The following is a 16,708-nucleotide window of genomic DNA, read 5'->3' as shown; positions in this document are numbered from 1 at the left end:
ATGAAAAAGGGCGAGGTGATTGCTCACATCGCCCACAAAATTATTTGCCGATGATCCACTGACCCAAGTATAGCGCGTCAACTGCGGTGCCTGAGAAGTGTTGGCGATGGCTTACCAGTTCTTTTTCAGCAAGCGGTCGATGCTGAATGCGCCTGGACCCGCTGCAAACAGTACCAGGTAGCCGCCAGCGATGGTTAAGTTTTTCATAAACATCATCTGGTTAACAGGCACCGAGAAGTCTACGTGGAACAGCAGTGCGGTCAGGATAGTAAAAACTGCGGTGATAATCGCCGTGGTGCGAGTCAGGAAACCAAACATAATTGCCAGACCGCCGCCGAATTCCAGCAGAATGGTCAACGGCAGGAAGAAACCAGGCACGCCAGCAGAAGCCATGTAGGCCGCAGTTGCGGTATAAGCATGCATTTTGCCCCAGCCTGCAACGATGAACAGAATTGGCATCAGGATGCGAGCGATCAGTATGGCGGTGTTTTGTACTTTGTTCATTGCCTGAAACTCCGATTAAGAAGGCCAAAAAATTTGGCTTTAAAATGACATTTAGTTTAAAAGCCTCGCCGGTTTGTATCCGTATCGTGGCCTTGTCTGTGTTGATGACGCTGATAATAGGGGGAAAATTCGGAGTTTGTAAGCAAGTAAAACTGTTTATTATCATCAAATAAATTGAATTAATTCCAATGAAAGAAAATTTTTTGATGATGATGTGGTTTTAACTGATTAATTTCAAAGGGGAATAATTCAGAAAGGTTATCTTTCGGCTAAAACATTCTGTGGAAAATCTGCACATTTAAAAGCATCAGGACAATGGGGTAGGGGGAGCTGGGAAGACAGGGAAAAAGGCTGCGGGGAGCAGCCTTTACTTACTGAAAGTTTTACGGAACAGGCGAACGGTTCCCCAAATGCTAAAAGCCCTTTTGGACCAGCGAATCAAACGGCTAGGATGTCGGATGCTGTAAATTGCCGCCGCACTGGAAGCAACAACCAAATATTTGCGTGCGTCAAAAAGTTTGACCCACACATGGTCGAGTTTTGTGGTGGAATCCAGCCAGTGATCGGCTGCGATCGCAAGATCGGCGCGTTCGCGCTCGATCTTGCGGAGTAACCTGGCTTTTTCAATTACTGGTGCCGGTTTGCTCATTCCTGATCTTCCTTCTCCAGTAACGCGCGATCGATCTTCAACTGCCTGCGCGAGGCGCTAAGCAAGGTCGAACGCCGGGCTTTACCAATTGTCCAGGCGCCTAAAATGACTGCCAGCAACAGTAAAACTGCCGTTGATACGGCCATTGCCATTAGACGATGGGCCGGGTCGATTGCGATAAATAGCACAACCAGCAGCCCCATCAAACCAAAGGCGGTGAAAATCAGGGTGATACACGCCATCAACAACAGCTGGAAAAGGTTTGCTTTCTCTTCTTCCAGCTCGACGACGACCAGGCGCAGGCGTGTTTCAATCATCCCGACCATAATAGTCACGATACGTTGAGCGCTGTCGAGAATGCCTCTTCCCGGTCCCTGTGGAGTTGTTCTTGGAGTTTCTGCCATAGGATTAACGGCGTGCTAACAGTACGCCAATCACAACACCGACTGCAGCACCAATACCTACGCCAGTCCATGGTTTGTCGTGAACGTAATCGTCAGCTTTGCTGGCAATTTCTTTGGTTTGGCTGGCAATTTTTTCACCAGTATCACCCAGGCGTGAGCGGGTGTCTTTCAGCAAGCCTTCTGCTTTGCTACGCAGTTTGTCGAGCTCTGCTTTTGGCTTATCTGTTGAGGTCTGGAGTACTTCTTCAAGGGTATCTGCCAATGATTTCAGTTCAGCACGCAGATTGTCGGACGTTGAGTTACTAGCCATAATTCGTCACTCCATAACTTTATGATAAGAATATTAAACATAGCGGATTTTAATGACAGTGCAAATGCGATTTCTCTGGTATTGGACATAAGCATTATTCTGCCAGCTTAAGCACAATTTTTTGCTAATGAGTTGAAACTTCATTCAACTCGTGTAATGCCTCATCAAGTTTCTTCTGCTGTTTCGCAATTTTTTCTTTATTGCCGCCGGCCTGTACTTTTTTAAGTTCTCGGGTGCGTTCGTTAACCTTTTCCTGTTTTTCAGCAATTTTCTGCTGCTTATCCTTTTGCAGGTCGGCTTCAGTACAGTGAGCCTGACTCTCATTCAAGGCTTTTTGCAGCCCGGCGATTTGATCTTTGTTGTTGTGCTGGTGGGCATATTCAAGCTGCTGTTTAATTTCCTGCTGTTTGGTGGCGCAGGTCTCCGCCGGTTTGGCAGCATAGGCGGTAGAAGCTAGCGCCAGAGTCGGTAACATTAACAATGCGGCTAATGATGTTTTCATTATTCCCTTTCCTATTTTATTGATGAGGGCGTAAGAAGCGCCTCTTCCTTGCCGATCAGATCCACGCTGCGCAGCTTCGGCAGATGAACGATTAATGTCTATGAGGTAACTATAGTGAGGCGCGATAGAAAAGCTATTAAGCAAACTCTGAATAAAAGTCAGGCAGGATTAGCCCATTTTTGGCTGATCACGAGCGATTTTACTGGCCCAGTCATGCAATGGAGCAGGGCTGAAAGGTTGAATGATATAACCGCCATGCAGAAGGGACTTGAGTGTTTCCCGAGCCAGATGCTCCTGCTGAGGTGAGTGCAGTTTGACTACCAGGCTGCCGTTGGCTGGAGTGATACTTTCGATTTCCACGCCGCGCTGGCTAAGTCCCTGATAAAGAGAGAAACCATCGGGAAGATCTTCGCCAGGCTGGGTTGGACTAATCTTGAAGGCTTCGGCATTTACAGGCATTTTTGGCAAAGCAATAACGCCCACCGTGGTCAACATTAGCAGAACCACAAAAGTCAGAGGCCAAAGAATATATTTCTTTGAAAAAGTTAGCTTGAACATACTGCATACCTTGCCGGAATATTCGATTTCATGCGTTTTTTCCTTTGGCGACTCGGTCGGCCTTTTTCTTTTTCCACAACACGATCACTGAGCCAACAAGGCCGATAACCAACAGCAAGACAGGCAGTACCATCAGGCACAGCATGAGCTGGTCTTCATACTTTCTGAACAGCGGCGTTTTACCAATGAAATAGCCCAGGCTGGTCAGAATAACTATCCACAAGAACCCGCTAATCCAATTGAAAAACTGGAACCGGGCATTGCTAAGACCGGATATTCCGGCAATCGTTGGTAATAATGTCCGTACAAAAGCTAAAAAACGGCCAACCAACAGCGCCGACAAACCGTGTTTGTGAAACAGTTGGTGCGCACGCTCATGGTATTGAACTGGAAGATGCCCCAGCCAACTTTGCACTACGCGCGTATTGCCCAGCCACTTGCCCTGAACGTAACTCAGCCAGCAGCCCAGGCTGGCTGCTGTTGTAAGCAACACTATTACCAGCGGAAAACTCATCGCGTCTTTTGCTACCAGCACGCCAACCAGAATCAATAAGCTATCGCCGGGTAAAAACGCGGCAGGCAGCAGGCCATTTTCAAGAAAAATGATCACGAACAGCACGATATACAGAGTCCAAATCAGCGAAGGATTGGCCAGTGTTTCGTAATCCTGTTGCCAAAGGGCATGCATAAGTGAGCTGATAATTTCCATGTGTCCTGAGAAACTCCATAGATTTCAAATGGTGAGCGAACAATTTGCGGAGAGATTTTCTCGACGCCAACCGCTTACCGATATTGTGAGTTTCCCGTTGTGCATCATGCACACAGCCTGCGATTCGAAAATGTTGCCTAAGCAAAGAGGCCGTAAGAAAACTGGTCTAACTGTAACAAAGTATCAATCGCCGAAATAGCCCATTGATGCGTTTAGTGGCCTTTGGTTTAACTTTGAGAGGACTTTTTACACTGGCTGACATTACTGGAAGTCGTTTGACATTTTTTATAGAAAATCGGGATGAGGCAGGCGGCCCAGATTGGTGCCGCCATGAGTTCTAAAAGCGGGGATTATGCTTTGTTTTGGCCTGATGCAGCCGTATCGAGATCAACCACTGGATTCTCAGTATAAAGGTAGCGATCGACATTAAATTCAAAGTCATCGCTGGTGGCGCGGAACAGCATTTGTTTGGTATTTTCAAGATGTTGCCACATCGCCAGCTTGGCCGCTTTGGGATCTCGGCGGATTAGCGCCTTGAGGATCAGGTCGTGATCTTCGCACCAGCTCTCAATCGATTCCTCATCGATATGCTCGTGCAGCTTGCGCCAATAAGGATTGTGCAAACGCTGGCTCCACATTTTTTCGACGATCACCGCCAGCGCGCTGTTTTGCGTCGATTGCGCGACCTGAATATGAAACTGTAAATCCCACTGCGAATCGCGAAAACGGTCTTCTAGCCTGGCCTGCTCCTGGATTTCCATTAGGCGCATGATGTCCTGCTTGTTTACCTGAGTCGCGGCGAACTCGGCAATATTACTTTCAACCAGTTGACGGGCCTGCAGTAATTCGAAAGGCCCGGCGGCATCAAATTCGCCATCGGATCCCGGTAACAGCAAGTTTTTTTGATGGTTGGACATTACGTGGATGCCGGAACCTTTCCTGACCTCCACATAACCCTCGACCTCGAGCATGATAATCGCTTCTCGCACCACAGTACGACTGACGCTCATTTCCTCTGAAATCAGCCGTTCGGCGGGCAGTTTTTCTCCGACCGGATAAACTCCTTTTTCGACGCGATCTTTCAGCGTCGCGGCAAGTTGTTGGTAGAGACGTCTGGATTCAGTCGGTTCCATGATTAAAGGCTCTTTAGTTGAGGTGCTACAGGTATCAGAAGATATTTGATCAGTTGTTATACCAGTATAAGAGCAATGATGCAGCAGTGGAAAGGGGGCGCCCGTCTTGAATAGCGATCTTCAGGTTTCGCTCAGGAATTTAAGACGGGCAATGATAAATTTAAGCTTTGGCGGCATGCATTGGCGCAGTAACCGGGTTAACGGCGGAGCGGTTTTGCAGCACGGTCCAGATAATGATCGCTCCCAGCAGGTCGAACACAGACAGCGCGGCAAACAGTGGGCTGAAGCCGACGGTATCAGCCAGCGCACCGACAACCAGCGCAAATAGCGTACTTGCGGTCCAGGCAGCCATACCGGTCAAGCCGTTGGCAGTCGCAACCTCATTGCGGCCAAACACGTCAGAAGACAGAGTGATGAGCGAACCAGAAAGCGACTGATGCGCGAAGCCACCGATGCACAGCAGGCCAATGGCTACATACGGGCTGGTAAACAGGCCAATCAAACCGGGGCCAATCATCAGCAATGCACCCATGGTGACCACCAGTTTGCGCGAAACAATCAGGTTAACTTTGAAATACTTCTGGAACAGCGTTGGCAGGTAACCGCCTACGATGCAGCCGAGGTCGGCAAACAGCATGGGCATCCAGGCAAACATTGCAATTTCTTTTAAATTAAAGCCATAGACCTTGAACATAAATAACGGGATCCAGGCATTAAAGGTTCCCCAGGCAGGTTCTGCCAGAAAACGGGGTAGTGCAATGCCCCAGAACTGGCGGTTGCGCAGAATTTCCCTGACCGACATCTTTTTCTGATTGGTGGTTTGATGCTGAGCTTCCTGGCCGCCAAGAATGTATTCCCGTTCTTCTTCACCAAGTTTTTGCTGATCTTTCGGATGCTTATAAAATACCAGCCAGCATACGGCCCAAATCAGGCTCAGCACGCCAGTAATCACAAAGGCCATCTGCCAGCTGTGCATGACAATCGCCCAAACCACCAGCGGTGGCGCGATCATCCCGCCAATCGACGAACCAACGTTAAAATAGCCCACCGCAATCGAACGCTCCCTGGCAGGGAACCATTCGCTGCTAGCCTTGAGACCGGCAGGGATCATCGCTGCTTCGGCCATACCTACTGCGCCACGAGCGATCGCCAGCCCGCCCCAGCTGCTGGCTAACGCTGTCGCGGCACAGAACAGCGCCCAGAGAATGGCAAACATCGCGTAGCCCACTTTAGTGCCCATCACGTCGAGCACGTATCCCGCCACAGGTTGCATCAAGGTATAGCAGGCAGAATAGGCGGCAATAATATAGGAATACTGTTGTGTGGTGATGTGTAGCTGGTTTTGCAGCGTTGGGGCAGCAACGGCAATGGCATTGCGTGTCAGATAACCCAGTATGGTACCGACCGTGACGAGTCCAATCATGTACCAACGTAACCCTTTGATCTTACGCATTCAACTTTCTCCAAATAAGAATCAGGCAGTGGATTTCACGTCTGCTGGTCCCCTGTTTTGCGGGGACAACCATGCCGTATGAACCGCAGAACGTTGTGGCAAACGATCACAACTTGATCCTCACAGGGCGAAATCAAGATAACTTGTCATACAGATTTAAAATTTGAGTGATATCACAAAATCACTTTTAAATAGTGTGGATAATGATTGGTAGAATGATTTATGTGACAAACTAAACAAATTCAGGTTATTAGCGGGTTTTATGTGATCTTGGCTAGGTTTTTTAGCTTACTGGTGGCTAAAATAAACACTGGACGATAGATTTAATTGGTGTGATAACTTTTCTTAAGATGCATAAAATCAGATCGCAATCAGATCATAATCAGACCTTACTCAGGTTTTAATCAGATCGGAATGGAAGAAGAGGAATTCAACATGTCGCAGTTTTTACCGGAAAATTTCTTGCTTGATACTGAAATTGCCCGCCGTCTTTATGATGAGTACGCCAAAGACCAACCGATATTCGATTACCACTGCCATTTACCTCCTGAGCAGATTGCTCAGAACTATCATTTTAAAAACTTGTATGACATCTGGCTGAAAGGCGATCACTACAAATGGCGGGCGATGCGAGCTAACGGCGTGCCTGAGTCAATGTGTACCGGCGACGCTAGCGATCGGCAGAAATTCAATGCCTGGGCCGCGACTGTGCCGCATACCATTGGTAATCCGCTGTATGTCTGGACCCATCTCGAGCTACGCCGACCTTTTGGTATCACCGGTAAACTACTTTCGCCAGCCACTGCTGATGAAATCTGGGATCAAACCAACGATCTCCTTGCGCAGGATCGCTTTACCACGCGTGGGATCATGCAGCAGATGAATGTCAAAATGGCCGGTACCACTGATGATCCAATAGATTCTCTGGAGCATCACAAAACTATCGCCGATGATACTTCATTCAAAATCAAGGTATTGCCGAGCTGGCGGCCTGATAAAGCCTTCAATATCGAGGCTCCCGGTTTTAACGATTACATGCAGCGTCTGGCGCAGGTGGCTGATACGGAAATTTCGCGTTTCAGCTCGCTGTGCGATGCATTGAAGAAACGTATGGATCATTTTGCGGCGCACGGTTGCAAGGTTTCAGATCACGCGCTGGACGTAGTGGTTTACGCCGAAGCTGACGAAGCCACGCTCGACGCCATTCTGGCTCGTCGCCTCAGCGGCAAGCTGCCAAACAAAGAGGAAATTGCGCAATTCCGTACTGCGGTGCTGCTGTTCCTCGGTTCTGAATATCACCGCCGTGACTGGGCGCAGCAGTATCACATCGGCGCGCTGCGTAATAACAATCAGCGCATGCTAAATATTCTCGGTCCCGACGTTGGTTTCGATTCTATCAATGACCAGCCGCTGGCCGAGCCTTTGTCACGTTTGCTGGCAGCACAGGGCAACAACGGCGGTTTGCCAAAAACCATCCTTTATGGCGTAAATCCGCGTGATAACGAGGTGCTGGCGACCATGGCAGGTAATTTCCAGGGTGAAGGCGTGCGCGGCAAGATGCAGTACGGCTCGGCCTGGTGGTTTAACGATCAAAAAGATGGCATGCAACGACAAATGTTGCAGTTGGCAAATATGGGCCTGCTCAGCCGCTTTATTGGCATGCTCACTGACAGCCGCAGCTTCCTGTCGTATACCCGCCATGAATACTTCCGCCGCATCCTGTGCCAGATGATTGGCCGCTGGGTGGCTGAAGGAGAAGCGCCCGATGACATCAAGCTGTTGGGCGAAATGGTTAAAAACATCTGTTTTGACAATGCAAAAGAGTATTTTGCGATTGAATTGCACGGCGGTTGAGAGTGGTCAAAGGCAATCATTGGCTGATGAGGTATTCAGCCAATGCAAAATCAGGTTTTGCAGCGCTCGTCAGATGCAGCAATAAATCAGCAGCAAACTCGTTGCGCAGCGGTTACGGCAGAGGGGTAAGAAGTTATCTATGAAAAGTACCATTCAGATTCATGCCGCGGATAACGTTGCCGTAGCGCTGCGCGATTTGGCTCAGGGTGAAGAGATTACCGTAGGCGGGCTGCAGTTTGAATTGCCACAGCCGGTGGCGCGTGGGCACAAGTTTGCCCTGCGTCTTATCGACAGTGGGCAAAATATCATTAAATACGGACTGCCAATTGGTCATGCGCTTGGCAATATTCAGCCGGGTGAATATATTCATTCGCAGAATGCCAAAACCAATCTCAACGATCTGGATCAGTATCAATACCAGCCGGAATTCAGCGTGATCCCGCCGCAGATGGCGGATCGCGAGGTTGCCCTTTATCGCCGCAACAATGGTCTGGTGGGGATCCGCAACGAACTGTGGATCGTGCCAACTGTCGGCTGCGTTAACGGGATTGCGCGCATGATCCAACAGCGATTTTTGAAAGAAACAGCGCAAGCTGAAGGCATCGACGGCGTGCATCTGTTTACCCATCCTTTTGGCTGCTCCCAGTTGGGAAAAGATCATGAAAACACCCGCATCATGCTGCAAAACATGGTGCGTCATCCTAATGCCGGAGCGGTACTGGTTATTGGATTGGGCTGCGAAAACAATCAGGTAGACGTATTTCGCGAAACGCTGGGAGAAATTGATCAGCAGCGGGTGAGTTTTATGGTTTGCCAGAAGTTTGACGACGAAGTCGAAGCCGGGGTCGAGCTGCTGCACGCGCTGTATCAGGCGATGTTGGTGGACAAACGCTCTGCGGGCAAGTTAAGCGAGCTAAAATTCGGGCTGGAGTGTGGCGGCTCGGACGGTTTGTCCGGCATTACCGCCAACCCGCTGCTTGGCCGCTTTTCTGATTATGTAATCTCCAATGGCGGCACCTCGGTGTTAACCGAAGTTCCGGAAATGTTTGGTGCAGAACGTATTTTGATGAGCCGCTGCCGCGACAGTGCAACTTTCGACAAAACCGTTGATATGGTTAATGATTTCAAACGCTATTTCATAGCCCATCAGCAGCCTATTTATGAAAATCCGTCGCCGGGCAACAAGGCGGGCGGCATTACCACGCTGGAAGAAAAATCGCTGGGATGCACGCAGAAAGCCGGGCAGAGCCAAGTGGTCGACGTGCTGAAATACGGTGAACGACTGAGTCGTCCCGGATTAAATTTGTTGAGCGCGCCGGGTAATGATGCGGTGGCTACCAGCGCGCTTGCGGGCGCAGGGTGCCATATGGTGCTGTTTAGCACGGGTCGCGGCACGCCATACGGCGGATTCGTGCCCACGGTTAAGCTGGCGACGAACAGCGAGCTGGCCAACAAAAAGCCGCACTGGATCGATTTTGATGCCGGGGCGCTGATCCACGATACGCCGATGGATCAGCTGCTCGTGGAGTTTGTCGATTTGATCGTCGCAATTGCCAACGGTCAGCCGAGTAAAAATGAGCTGAATGATTTTCGCGAATTGGCGATTTTTAAAAGCGGTGTGACTTTGTGAGAGATATTGTCCGATTTGTTAAATAAAGGTAGCATCATGCCGCGTTTTGTTAATCAAAGCGCCACTGCTTTCTGCCTGACGTCCCCGGAATAGGTACTCAAACAGAAGGTTTTTACGGGAATTTCGGGGATGTCACCGCATGACGTATTACTGGTTTGCTCAAGGCGTTGGTTTGCTGGCATTTTGTGTTGGTATAACCATGTTTTTCAACCGCAGCGATCGCCGCTTTAAGCAACAGCTTTCAGCCTATAGCGCAATTATCGGCATTCATTTCCTGCTGATGGGGGCAAACTCGGCGGGTAGCACAGCACTGCTCAACGCCGTGCGCACTCAGCTGGCTATGCGTACCCGCAGCCAATGGGTAATGCTGGTTTTCATCGCTTTGACGCTGATTTTCGGGCTGGGCAAAGCCAAACATCTCATGGAATTGTTGCCGGTGATTGGCACAGTGGCCAGCACGTGGGCGCTTTTTCGCACCAGTGGCATGAAAACTCGCTGTATTATGTGGTGTTCAACCTGCGGTTGGGTAGCTCACAATATCTGGCTGGGATCGATTGGCGGCACGCTGATTGAAGGCAGCTTTCTCATCATGAACGGCTTCAATATTATTCGTTTTTATAGAATGCAGCAGCGCGGTATCGATCCTTTTGCCGTCGAAACAATGCTGGAAAAGAAAGAAGCGCAGCTTGAGCAGAAAGAAGGGCAGGCAGAAACGGTTTAAGAAAATGGCCTCTGCAATAGAGGCCATTTCAGGCTGCAATTCTGGCCGCTATTTTATAAATAGCTTCAGGTAACTGCTAATCAAGTTTCAGCGACGGCAACTGGGCAAAAATACTCAGCAAGCCTTCTCCCCAGCCTTTGCGGATCATCTGGAAATAGGGATGATCCTCGGTGATGCGATGCTGCTGCTGTTTGCTGAAACTGTCTTTTGGATAGATCATCACATCAAGCGGCAACCCCACAGACAGGTTACTGCGCAAGGTCGAATCCATCGAGATTAACGCGCACTGCATCGCCTGATCCAACTCGGTATCATAAGTCAGCACCCGATCGATGATTGGCTTGCCGTACTTGCTTTCACCCACCTGAAAATACGGCGTGTCGTGCGTTGCCTCAATAAAATTGCCTTGCGGATAAATATGGAACAGGCGCATGCCTTCGCCCATAATCTGCCCGCCTAACAGCAGGTTGCAGCTAAAATCAGTCATGCTGCCCTGATTTGCACCGCTGTCACGAGCAATCACCTCACGCACCGTTTCGCCCAACAGGCTCGCCGCATCATACATTGACTCTGCGTTGAGCATATTTGGACGATCCGGGTCCAGGCAACGTCGGTGCAACAGGCTGAGAATGCTCTGTGTGGTCGCCAAATTGCCGGCACTCTGGATCACCAGCAGGCGTTCATCGCTCTGATGAAACACGTGCAATTTGCGGAAGGTGGAAATATGGTCCACTCCAGCATTGGTTCGCGAGTCCGAAACAAACACCAGGCCAGAGGACAATCGCATGGCCACACAGTAAGTCATACCAGTTACCTATCTAATTCAACGTTAAGTTATTGAGGGATATCGAGCATTTGCACTGCTGCAATAGTATGCATATCTTCGCATCCTCCCCCCAGCCGAATGCCGCGCACCGGGCAGGCATCAAGATAATCTATACCGATAGCCAGTTTCAAATGTTGATTGGGCTGGCAAGTATTATTGGTCACATCAAAACTCTGCCAACGATCGTCGAGCCAGGCCTCGGCCCAGGCGTGAGTCGCCACATGTTCGCTGTCTTCGCTGTACAAATAACCGCTGACGTAGCGCGCAGGAATGTTCAGACTGCGGCAGCAGGCCAGGAATACGTGAGTGTGATCCTGACATACTCCCTGCTCGGCACCAAACGCCTGCGCGGCGCTGTCTTTTACCGTCGTGGTGCCGGGACTGTAAGGCATTTTCAGCAGCAACTCGCCCATCAGTTTGCACAGGCTTTCATGCTGCGCCTGCGGGCGATAATAGCGTGAGGCGAAATCGCGGATCGCCGCATCGGCGTGAGTCAGCGGGCTGGTGCGCAGGAAAACCAGCGGCGAAAGAATGCCAAAATTATCATCTTCGACGTTATCTTCAATTTCGACCACGCCGTTGGCCTCAATGGTGATCGCCTGGTGCGGCTGATCGAGGGTCAGGACGTGCAGCACGTTACCGTAAGCGTCGATAGTGCGGGTGGCATATTCCGGCAGACTCAATTCCCAGGAAAGTATCTTCTGGTGGCTGGAGTTCTGTGGGGTCAGACGCAAATACTGGGTACTGCGTTTAACCTGTTGCGCATAGGTGTAATGCGTCTTGTGGCTGACGTTAAGCTTCATTGTGCCTCCAGATATGTTTGATGAACGCTTTCTGCAATCGCGCTGGTTTGGCTGAGGAAGTCGTTGAGCCAGACGCTGAGGCCAATTTCCTGAATTTCAGCCAGCGTTGAAAAGCGCAACTGGGCGTGCAAGGTATGGGCGCGGCGGCGCGGGAGATTGCCCGCAGATCCGCCAATTAATTCAAGCTGTTCGGTGATCACTTCGACGCAGGCAAGCAGCGATCGCGGTAGTTCGCGGCGCAGGATCAGCAGGTCGGCAATGGTTTCCCGGCTAATCTGCTGCTTATACAAAGTATGGAAGGCTTCACGGGCGCTAACCGCTCGCAACAGTGTGTCCATGCGGTAATATTCACGGACCGGATCTTCATCAGCGTCGAGCAGCTGATTTTTTGCTTCCAGCAGACGGGCGGTGCTGTCCGCACGCTCAAGCATGGTGCCGAGGCGGATAAAATTCAGCGCGTCGCTGCGAAGCAAAGTGCCAAACATCGCGCCACGGAACAGATGCGAGCGCTCTTTAACCCAGTCAAAGAAACTGTCTGCTCCGGAGGAACCGACACCCTGACGACGGATAATTTTCATCTCGATCCACGAGGCGTTGATGCTCTCCCATACTTCTGAAGACAGGCTGCCGCGCACCGCATGAGCGTTGTTCCAGGCCATCTGCATGCAGCTGTAGATACTGCTGTGGTTGGTGCTGTCGAGGGCGAAGAAATTCAGCAGATTGTTCATGGTGACTTGCTGGTAAGTCTCATTAAACACGGTTTCAGTCCCGGTCAGCAGCAAAGGCACCAGCAGGTCATGATTACTGTCGCGAATCGACATCATCGACAGCTTGTTGGTCACATCCATCAGGCGGGCAATATTTTCGGCGCGCTCCAGATAACGGGCCATCCAATAGAGTTCACTGGCTGTTCTGCTTAGCATGCGTCATCCTCCAAAACCCAGGTATCTTTGGTGCCGCCACCCTGAGACGAGTTTACCACCAGTGAACCTTGCGATAGCGCCACGCGGGTCAGGCCGCCCGGCACCAGACGAATTTCAGCACCGGTAAGGGCAAAGGGACGCAAATCGATGTGGCGCGGCGCGAGGCCTTCTTCAACAAAAGTTGGGCAAGTGGAAAGCGCCAGCGTGTCCTGCGCAATATAGTTTTGCGGACGAGCGCGCAGCAGCTCGCGGAAAGTCGCTAACTCTGCCTGAGAAGCTTTCGGGCCAATCAGCATGCCGTAGCCACCTGCGCCGTGAACCTCTTTCACCACCATTTTTTCGAGATTGGCCAGTACGTAAGAGAGATCTTTCTCTTTGCGGCACTGCCAGGTGGGCACATTGTTGAGGATCGGATCTTCCGAAAGATAGAAGCGGATCATCTCCGGCACATACGGATAGATCGACTTGTCATCGGCGACGCCGGTGCCAATCGCATTGGCCAGCACCACGTTACCGGTGCGATACACCGACAACAGGCCGGGAACGCCGAGCATAGAATCGGCGCGGAAGGCCAGCGGATCGAGGAATGCATCGTCGAGGCGGCGATAAATCACGTCAACTTTGCACGGCCCGGCGGTGGTGCGCATAAACACTGCGCCTTCTTTAACAAAAAGATCCACGCTTTCGACCAGCTCGACGCCCATTTGCTGGGCCAGAAAACTGTGTTCGAAATAGGCACTGTTAAAACGACCCGGCGTCAAAACCACCACGGTAGGATCATTGACTGGCGTGCTTTCGCGCAAGGTTTGCAACAGATGGGAAGGGTAACGGGACACTGGTGCAATGCGCTGTTCGCTAAACAGTTCTGGATAAAGCCGCATCATCATTTTGCGGTTTTCCAGCATGTAAGACACGCCGGACGGGGTGCGAAGGTTGTCTTCCAGCACGTAATACTCGCCGTCACCGCCGCGAACCATGTCGGTTCCGGCAATGTGGGCATAGGTATCGCGATGTAAATCAACGCCCTGCATGCAAGGTTGGTATTGCTCGTTTGCTAAAACTTGCTCTGCCGGAACCAGCCCCGCTTTAAGGATTTTTTGATCGTGATAGATATCATGCAAGAAACAGTTGAGTGCCTGCACGCGCTGACGAATACCACGGTCGAGCATCTGCCATTCTTTGGCCGGAATGATGCGCGGCACGCTGTCAAACGGGATTAGACGTTCAGCGCCGTCATCGTCTCCATAGACGTTAAAGGTAATTCCCACCCGATGAAACAACAGCGCGGCTTCCTCTTTTTTGCGCTGTACGGCCTGTTGATCGGCCTGCTGTAACCATTGCCAGTAGGCGTCGTAATGACTGCGGTGTTGCCCTTCAGCCATTAACATCTCATCAAAAAAGGGTGAATCGGAAAGGTCAATATTTATCATCATCACCTCACTGACATAACAGGCTAGGGTTTTTTCATATCTAAAACTTATAATTGGCCTAAAAGATTGCCTTGGCATTAATCAATACGCATAAACTGTGCCAGCGTGCATAAACGCGGGAAAAACGCTGTTTTTGTGGGGAGATCGCGCTTTTACAGTGCGAGAAAAGACGCCGTGTCGGCAAAAATGATCAAAAAAAGTGCATCAGATTTAATTATGGTCGCTGATGAAGCAATCACAAGGTCGAGAAGGGGCTAGGTGGGATTTGGCGATAAAAAAGGCCAGCACGCAGGCTGACCTATTTTGATCAAAAGGGAAACTTAACGACGAACGGCGATAGCTTCGATCTCAATCTTCACGTCTTTTGGCAGACGGGCAACTTCTACGCAAGAACGAGCCGGGAATGGCGCGTTGTGCTCGGTGAAAAAGGCTTCATAAGTCGCGTTAACGGTCGCGAAGTCGTTAAGATCTTTAACGAAAACGGTAGTTTTCACGATGTCGGCAACTTTGAGGCCTGCGGCTTCAACGATAGCCTGCACGTTTTGCAGTGACTGACGCGCCTGAGAAGCGATGTCTTCAGCAACGTTACCGGTTTTAGGATCAACAGGGATCTGGCCGGAAGTGATAATCATGCTGCCGAGATCGACACCCTGAACATAAGGACCGATAGCCGCCGGTGCGTGTTCTGTACTGATTTCGCGAGACATACTGATTCCTCGTTGAGTTTAAAAGCTTTGCTGAGATAAAAATTGTCGAGACAGTATAAGGAGCGGGGCGCAAGAAAGCATCCCCCAATCTCCCGCTGGCAGCGACTATTCGTTATTCAGCACTACCTGATGCTCAAACTCTTTCTCGCAGTATTTACACTGCAGGTGTATTTCGTTTTGACGATTTTTAACCGCAAAACTTGAGGCTACCGGCTCAAAACGGCTGATGCAGTTGCCGTTCGGGCAGCGCAGCACGCCTTCGATGCGGTCCGGCAGGCTCGGATGCAGCTTCTTCACTACCACGTAATCATCGATGCGATTCACCGTGGCGTGCGGCGCATAGACCGCCAGCTGATTGACCTGTGGCTCGGTGAGAAAGGTGTTTTCAATTTTGATAATGTCTTTGCGGCCCAGCTCGTTTGACGGCAAATTCAGGCCAATGGTAATGCGCTGGTCGGTCTCAGTCAGTTTGAACAGCGACAGCAGCTTAAAGCCCACCTGCGCCGGGATGTGGTCAATCACCGTGCCACATTTAATGGCTTCAACCTGGAGTTTGTTATCTTGCGTCATGATGCGCTCCTTATTCTGCGGTGTCTGCGTTTAAAACCAGTGCCAGCAAGGCCTGGCGGGCGAAAATCCCGTTCCCGGCCTGTTGGAAATAGTAGGCGTGAGGGGTGCTGTCAACGTCGGTAGTTATCTCATCGACGCGCGGCAGTGGATGCAACACTTTGAGATGCGGCCGGGCGTCGGCCAAATCAGCTGCGCGAAGGATGAATTGCGCTTTGACGTTGGCATATTCCGAGGGGTCGAGACGCTCTTTCTGCACGCGGGTCATGTAAAGAATATCCAGCTCCGGCACGACTTCATCAATGCTTTCATGCAGGCTGTATTCAATCCCTTTTTCTTTCAGCAGATTGAGGATGTATTCCGGCATTGCCAGCGCATCCGGGGCGATAAAGTAAAAGCGATTGCCGTTAAATTTCGCCAGCGCCTGTGCCAGGCTGTGCACTGTGCGGCCGTATTTCAGATCACCGACCATGGCGATTTTAAGATTATCAAGACGCCCCTGGGTTTCCTGAATGGTGAACAGGTCGAGCAGCGTCTGAGTCGGATGCTGGTTGGCACCGTCCCCGGCGTTGAGGATTGGAATTCCGCCTGAAAACTCGGTCGCCAGACGCGCCGCACCCTCTTGCGGGTGACGCATGACAATCGCATCGACATAAGTACTAATCACCGAGGTGGTATCGGCCAGCGTTTCGCCTTTTTTGCCCGCCGAAGTGTTGCTGCCGTCGGCAAAACCTACTACCGATGCGCCCAAACGATGGATAGCGGACTCGAACGACAGGCGAGTACGGGTCGAGGCTTCAAAAAAGCAACTGGCGATCACTTTATGTTTCAACAGTTCTGGCTGCGGATTGGCTTTCAGGCTGGCGGCGGTGTCCAGCACCAGCTCAAGCTCTTCACGGCTGAGATCGTTAATTGAAATAATGTGTTTTTGATACAGCGGATTGGCCATTGTCGCTCTCCTCTACGATGACAGACAAAAAAAAACCCCTCAATGAGGGGCTTTCAGCGATCGGTGGGTTATTTTC

At 50.7% G+C, this 16,708-nt stretch carries 19 protein-coding genes; 3 read left to right on the top strand and 16 right to left on the bottom strand.

Annotated elements, in window-relative coordinates; translation table 11 throughout:
• Positions 1–111 precede the first annotated feature (111 nt).
• The 9 genes from AB3G37_RS21850 to AB3G37_RS21810 all read right to left on the bottom strand — a co-directional run bounded on the left by AB3G37_RS21850 (position 112) and on the right by AB3G37_RS21810 (position 6,222).
• The gene (locus AB3G37_RS21850) at positions 112–504 is read right to left on the bottom strand and encodes a DoxX family protein (RefSeq protein WP_369789077.1); all 393 of its coding nucleotides are present in this window, start codon (positions 502–504) and stop codon (positions 112–114) included.
• A gap of 367 nt (positions 505–871) precedes the next feature.
• Complete coding sequence (locus tag AB3G37_RS21845; RefSeq protein WP_009634837.1) at positions 872–1,153, bottom strand: YqjK-like family protein; 282 nt, start codon at positions 1,151–1,153, stop codon at positions 872–874.
• Positions 1,150–1,557 carry a phage holin family protein gene (locus AB3G37_RS21840; RefSeq protein ID WP_369789076.1) on the bottom strand — a complete coding sequence of 136 codons (408 nt, stop codon included), beginning with the start codon at positions 1,555–1,557 and terminating at the stop codon, positions 1,150–1,152. The genes AB3G37_RS21845 and AB3G37_RS21840 overlap by 4 nt, the downstream gene beginning before the upstream one ends.
• A gap of 4 nt (positions 1,558–1,561) precedes the next feature.
• Positions 1,562–1,867 (bottom strand): YqjD family protein, encoded by a 306-nt coding sequence (locus tag AB3G37_RS21835; RefSeq protein WP_369789075.1) that lies wholly within the window; start codon positions 1,865–1,867, stop codon positions 1,562–1,564.
• 124 nt (positions 1,868–1,991) lie between these two features.
• On the bottom strand, positions 1,992–2,369 hold the full coding sequence (locus AB3G37_RS21830) for a DUF1090 domain-containing protein (protein ID WP_009634834.1): 378 nt from the start codon (positions 2,367–2,369) through the stop codon (positions 1,992–1,994).
• Between the two features lie 168 nt (positions 2,370–2,537).
• Positions 2,538–2,927, bottom strand: coding sequence for an EnvZ/OmpR regulon moderator MzrA (gene mzrA, locus AB3G37_RS21825; protein WP_369789074.1), 390 nt, complete (start codon positions 2,925–2,927; stop codon positions 2,538–2,540).
• A 28-nt stretch (positions 2,928–2,955) separates the two neighbouring features.
• On the bottom strand, positions 2,956–3,636 hold the full coding sequence (locus AB3G37_RS21820; RefSeq protein WP_009634832.1) for a DedA family protein: 681 nt from the start codon (positions 3,634–3,636) through the stop codon (positions 2,956–2,958).
• A 350-nt stretch (positions 3,637–3,986) separates the two neighbouring features.
• A complete protein-coding gene (gene exuR / locus AB3G37_RS21815; protein ID WP_369789073.1) occupies positions 3,987–4,769 on the bottom strand; it encodes a transcriptional regulator ExuR in 783 nt (260 codons plus the stop codon).
• A gap of 160 nt (positions 4,770–4,929) precedes the next feature.
• A complete protein-coding gene (locus tag AB3G37_RS21810) occupies positions 4,930–6,222 on the bottom strand; it encodes an MFS transporter (RefSeq protein ID WP_009634830.1) in 1,293 nt (430 codons plus the stop codon).
• Positions 6,223–6,657: 435 nt separating this feature from the next.
• Here AB3G37_RS21810 and uxaC point away from each other — a divergent pair, with 435 nt between their 5' ends.
• The 3 genes from uxaC to AB3G37_RS21795 all read left to right on the top strand — a co-directional run bounded on the left by uxaC (position 6,658) and on the right by AB3G37_RS21795 (position 10,427).
• Positions 6,658–8,076, top strand: a complete 1,419-nt coding sequence (gene uxaC / locus AB3G37_RS21805; protein ID WP_009634829.1) for a glucuronate isomerase — start codon at positions 6,658–6,660, stop codon at positions 8,074–8,076.
• A gap of 139 nt (positions 8,077–8,215) precedes the next feature.
• Positions 8,216–9,706: a UxaA family hydrolase gene (locus AB3G37_RS21800; RefSeq protein ID WP_369789072.1), complete on the top strand. Its 1,491-nt coding sequence runs from the start codon at positions 8,216–8,218 to the stop codon at positions 9,704–9,706.
• Between the two features lie 139 nt (positions 9,707–9,845).
• Positions 9,846–10,427: a YgjV family protein gene (locus AB3G37_RS21795; protein ID WP_369789071.1), complete on the top strand. Its 582-nt coding sequence runs from the start codon at positions 9,846–9,848 to the stop codon at positions 10,425–10,427.
• Between the two features lie 76 nt (positions 10,428–10,503).
• Here AB3G37_RS21795 and AB3G37_RS21790 read toward each other — a convergent pair whose 3' ends face one another.
• The 7 genes from AB3G37_RS21790 to pyrB all read right to left on the bottom strand — a co-directional run bounded on the left by AB3G37_RS21790 (position 10,504) and on the right by pyrB (position 16,632).
• The gene (locus tag AB3G37_RS21790; protein ID WP_369789070.1) at positions 10,504–11,232 is read right to left on the bottom strand and encodes a peptidase; all 729 of its coding nucleotides are present in this window, start codon (positions 11,230–11,232) and stop codon (positions 10,504–10,506) included.
• A 29-nt stretch (positions 11,233–11,261) separates the two neighbouring features.
• Positions 11,262–12,056, bottom strand: a complete 795-nt coding sequence (locus AB3G37_RS21785; RefSeq protein ID WP_009634825.1) for a transglutaminase family protein — start codon at positions 12,054–12,056, stop codon at positions 11,262–11,264.
• Complete coding sequence (locus AB3G37_RS21780; protein ID WP_009634824.1) at positions 12,053–12,979, bottom strand: alpha-E domain-containing protein; 927 nt, start codon at positions 12,977–12,979, stop codon at positions 12,053–12,055. Before AB3G37_RS21780 ends, AB3G37_RS21785 begins: the two co-directional genes overlap by 4 nt.
• Entirely contained in the window at positions 12,973–14,409 is a 1,437-nt protein-coding gene (locus AB3G37_RS21775) for a circularly permuted type 2 ATP-grasp protein (RefSeq protein ID WP_009634823.1), read from the bottom strand. Before AB3G37_RS21775 ends, AB3G37_RS21780 begins: the two co-directional genes overlap by 7 nt.
• 320 nt (positions 14,410–14,729) lie before the next feature.
• Entirely contained in the window at positions 14,730–15,116 is a 387-nt protein-coding gene (gene ridA / locus AB3G37_RS21770; protein ID WP_009634822.1) for a 2-iminobutanoate/2-iminopropanoate deaminase, read from the bottom strand.
• A 105-nt stretch (positions 15,117–15,221) separates the two neighbouring features.
• Positions 15,222–15,686 (bottom strand): aspartate carbamoyltransferase regulatory subunit, encoded by a 465-nt coding sequence (gene pyrI / locus AB3G37_RS21765; RefSeq protein ID WP_009634821.1) that lies wholly within the window; start codon positions 15,684–15,686, stop codon positions 15,222–15,224.
• Positions 15,687–15,696: 10 nt separating this feature from the next.
• Positions 15,697–16,632, bottom strand: a complete 936-nt coding sequence (pyrB, locus tag AB3G37_RS21760; protein WP_009634820.1) for an aspartate carbamoyltransferase — start codon at positions 16,630–16,632, stop codon at positions 15,697–15,699.
• Between the last annotated feature and the right edge of the window lie 76 nt (positions 16,633–16,708).

Origin of the sequence: Rouxiella sp. WC2420 (genome assembly GCF_041200025.1) — a bacterium.
GTDB lineage: Bacteria > Pseudomonadota > Gammaproteobacteria > Enterobacterales > Enterobacteriaceae > Rouxiella.
This window is presented reverse-complemented; position numbering and strand designations above follow the sequence as displayed.

Excerpts from the sequence above, each read along its gene's own strand:
- AB3G37_RS21850 (WP_369789077.1), bottom strand. The coding sequence starts at position 504 with ATGAACAAAGTACAAAACACCGCCATACTGATCGCTCGCATCCTGATG.
- AB3G37_RS21845 (WP_009634837.1), bottom strand. The coding sequence starts at position 1,153 with ATGAGCAAACCGGCACCAGTAATTGAAAAAGCCAGGTTACTCCGCAAG.
- AB3G37_RS21840 (WP_369789076.1), bottom strand. The coding sequence starts at position 1,557 with ATGGCAGAAACTCCAAGAACAACTCCACAGGGACCGGGAAGAGGCATT.
- AB3G37_RS21835 (WP_369789075.1), bottom strand. The coding sequence starts at position 1,867 with ATGGCTAGTAACTCAACGTCCGACAATCTGCGTGCTGAACTGAAATCA.
- AB3G37_RS21830 (WP_009634834.1), bottom strand. The coding sequence starts at position 2,369 with ATGAAAACATCATTAGCCGCATTGTTAATGTTACCGACTCTGGCGCTA.
- mzrA (WP_369789074.1), bottom strand. The coding sequence starts at position 2,927 with ATGTTCAAGCTAACTTTTTCAAAGAAATATATTCTTTGGCCTCTGACT.
- AB3G37_RS21820 (WP_009634832.1), bottom strand. The coding sequence starts at position 3,636 with ATGGAAATTATCAGCTCACTTATGCATGCCCTTTGGCAACAGGATTAC.
- exuR (WP_369789073.1), bottom strand. The coding sequence starts at position 4,769 with ATGGAACCGACTGAATCCAGACGTCTCTACCAACAACTTGCCGCGACG.
- AB3G37_RS21810 (WP_009634830.1), bottom strand. The coding sequence starts at position 6,222 with ATGCGTAAGATCAAAGGGTTACGTTGGTACATGATTGGACTCGTCACG.
- uxaC (WP_009634829.1), top strand. The coding sequence starts at position 6,658 with ATGTCGCAGTTTTTACCGGAAAATTTCTTGCTTGATACTGAAATTGCC.
- AB3G37_RS21800 (WP_369789072.1), top strand. The coding sequence starts at position 8,216 with ATGAAAAGTACCATTCAGATTCATGCCGCGGATAACGTTGCCGTAGCG.
- AB3G37_RS21795 (WP_369789071.1), top strand. The coding sequence starts at position 9,846 with ATGACGTATTACTGGTTTGCTCAAGGCGTTGGTTTGCTGGCATTTTGT.
- AB3G37_RS21790 (WP_369789070.1), bottom strand. The coding sequence starts at position 11,232 with ATGACTTACTGTGTGGCCATGCGATTGTCCTCTGGCCTGGTGTTTGTT.
- AB3G37_RS21785 (WP_009634825.1), bottom strand. The coding sequence starts at position 12,056 with ATGAAGCTTAACGTCAGCCACAAGACGCATTACACCTATGCGCAACAG.
- AB3G37_RS21780 (WP_009634824.1), bottom strand. The coding sequence starts at position 12,979 with ATGCTAAGCAGAACAGCCAGTGAACTCTATTGGATGGCCCGTTATCTG.
- AB3G37_RS21775 (WP_009634823.1), bottom strand. The coding sequence starts at position 14,409 with ATGATAAATATTGACCTTTCCGATTCACCCTTTTTTGATGAGATGTTA.
- ridA (WP_009634822.1), bottom strand. The coding sequence starts at position 15,116 with ATGTCTCGCGAAATCAGTACAGAACACGCACCGGCGGCTATCGGTCCT.
- pyrI (WP_009634821.1), bottom strand. The coding sequence starts at position 15,686 with ATGACGCAAGATAACAAACTCCAGGTTGAAGCCATTAAATGTGGCACG.
- pyrB (WP_009634820.1), bottom strand. The coding sequence starts at position 16,632 with ATGGCCAATCCGCTGTATCAAAAACACATTATTTCAATTAACGATCTC.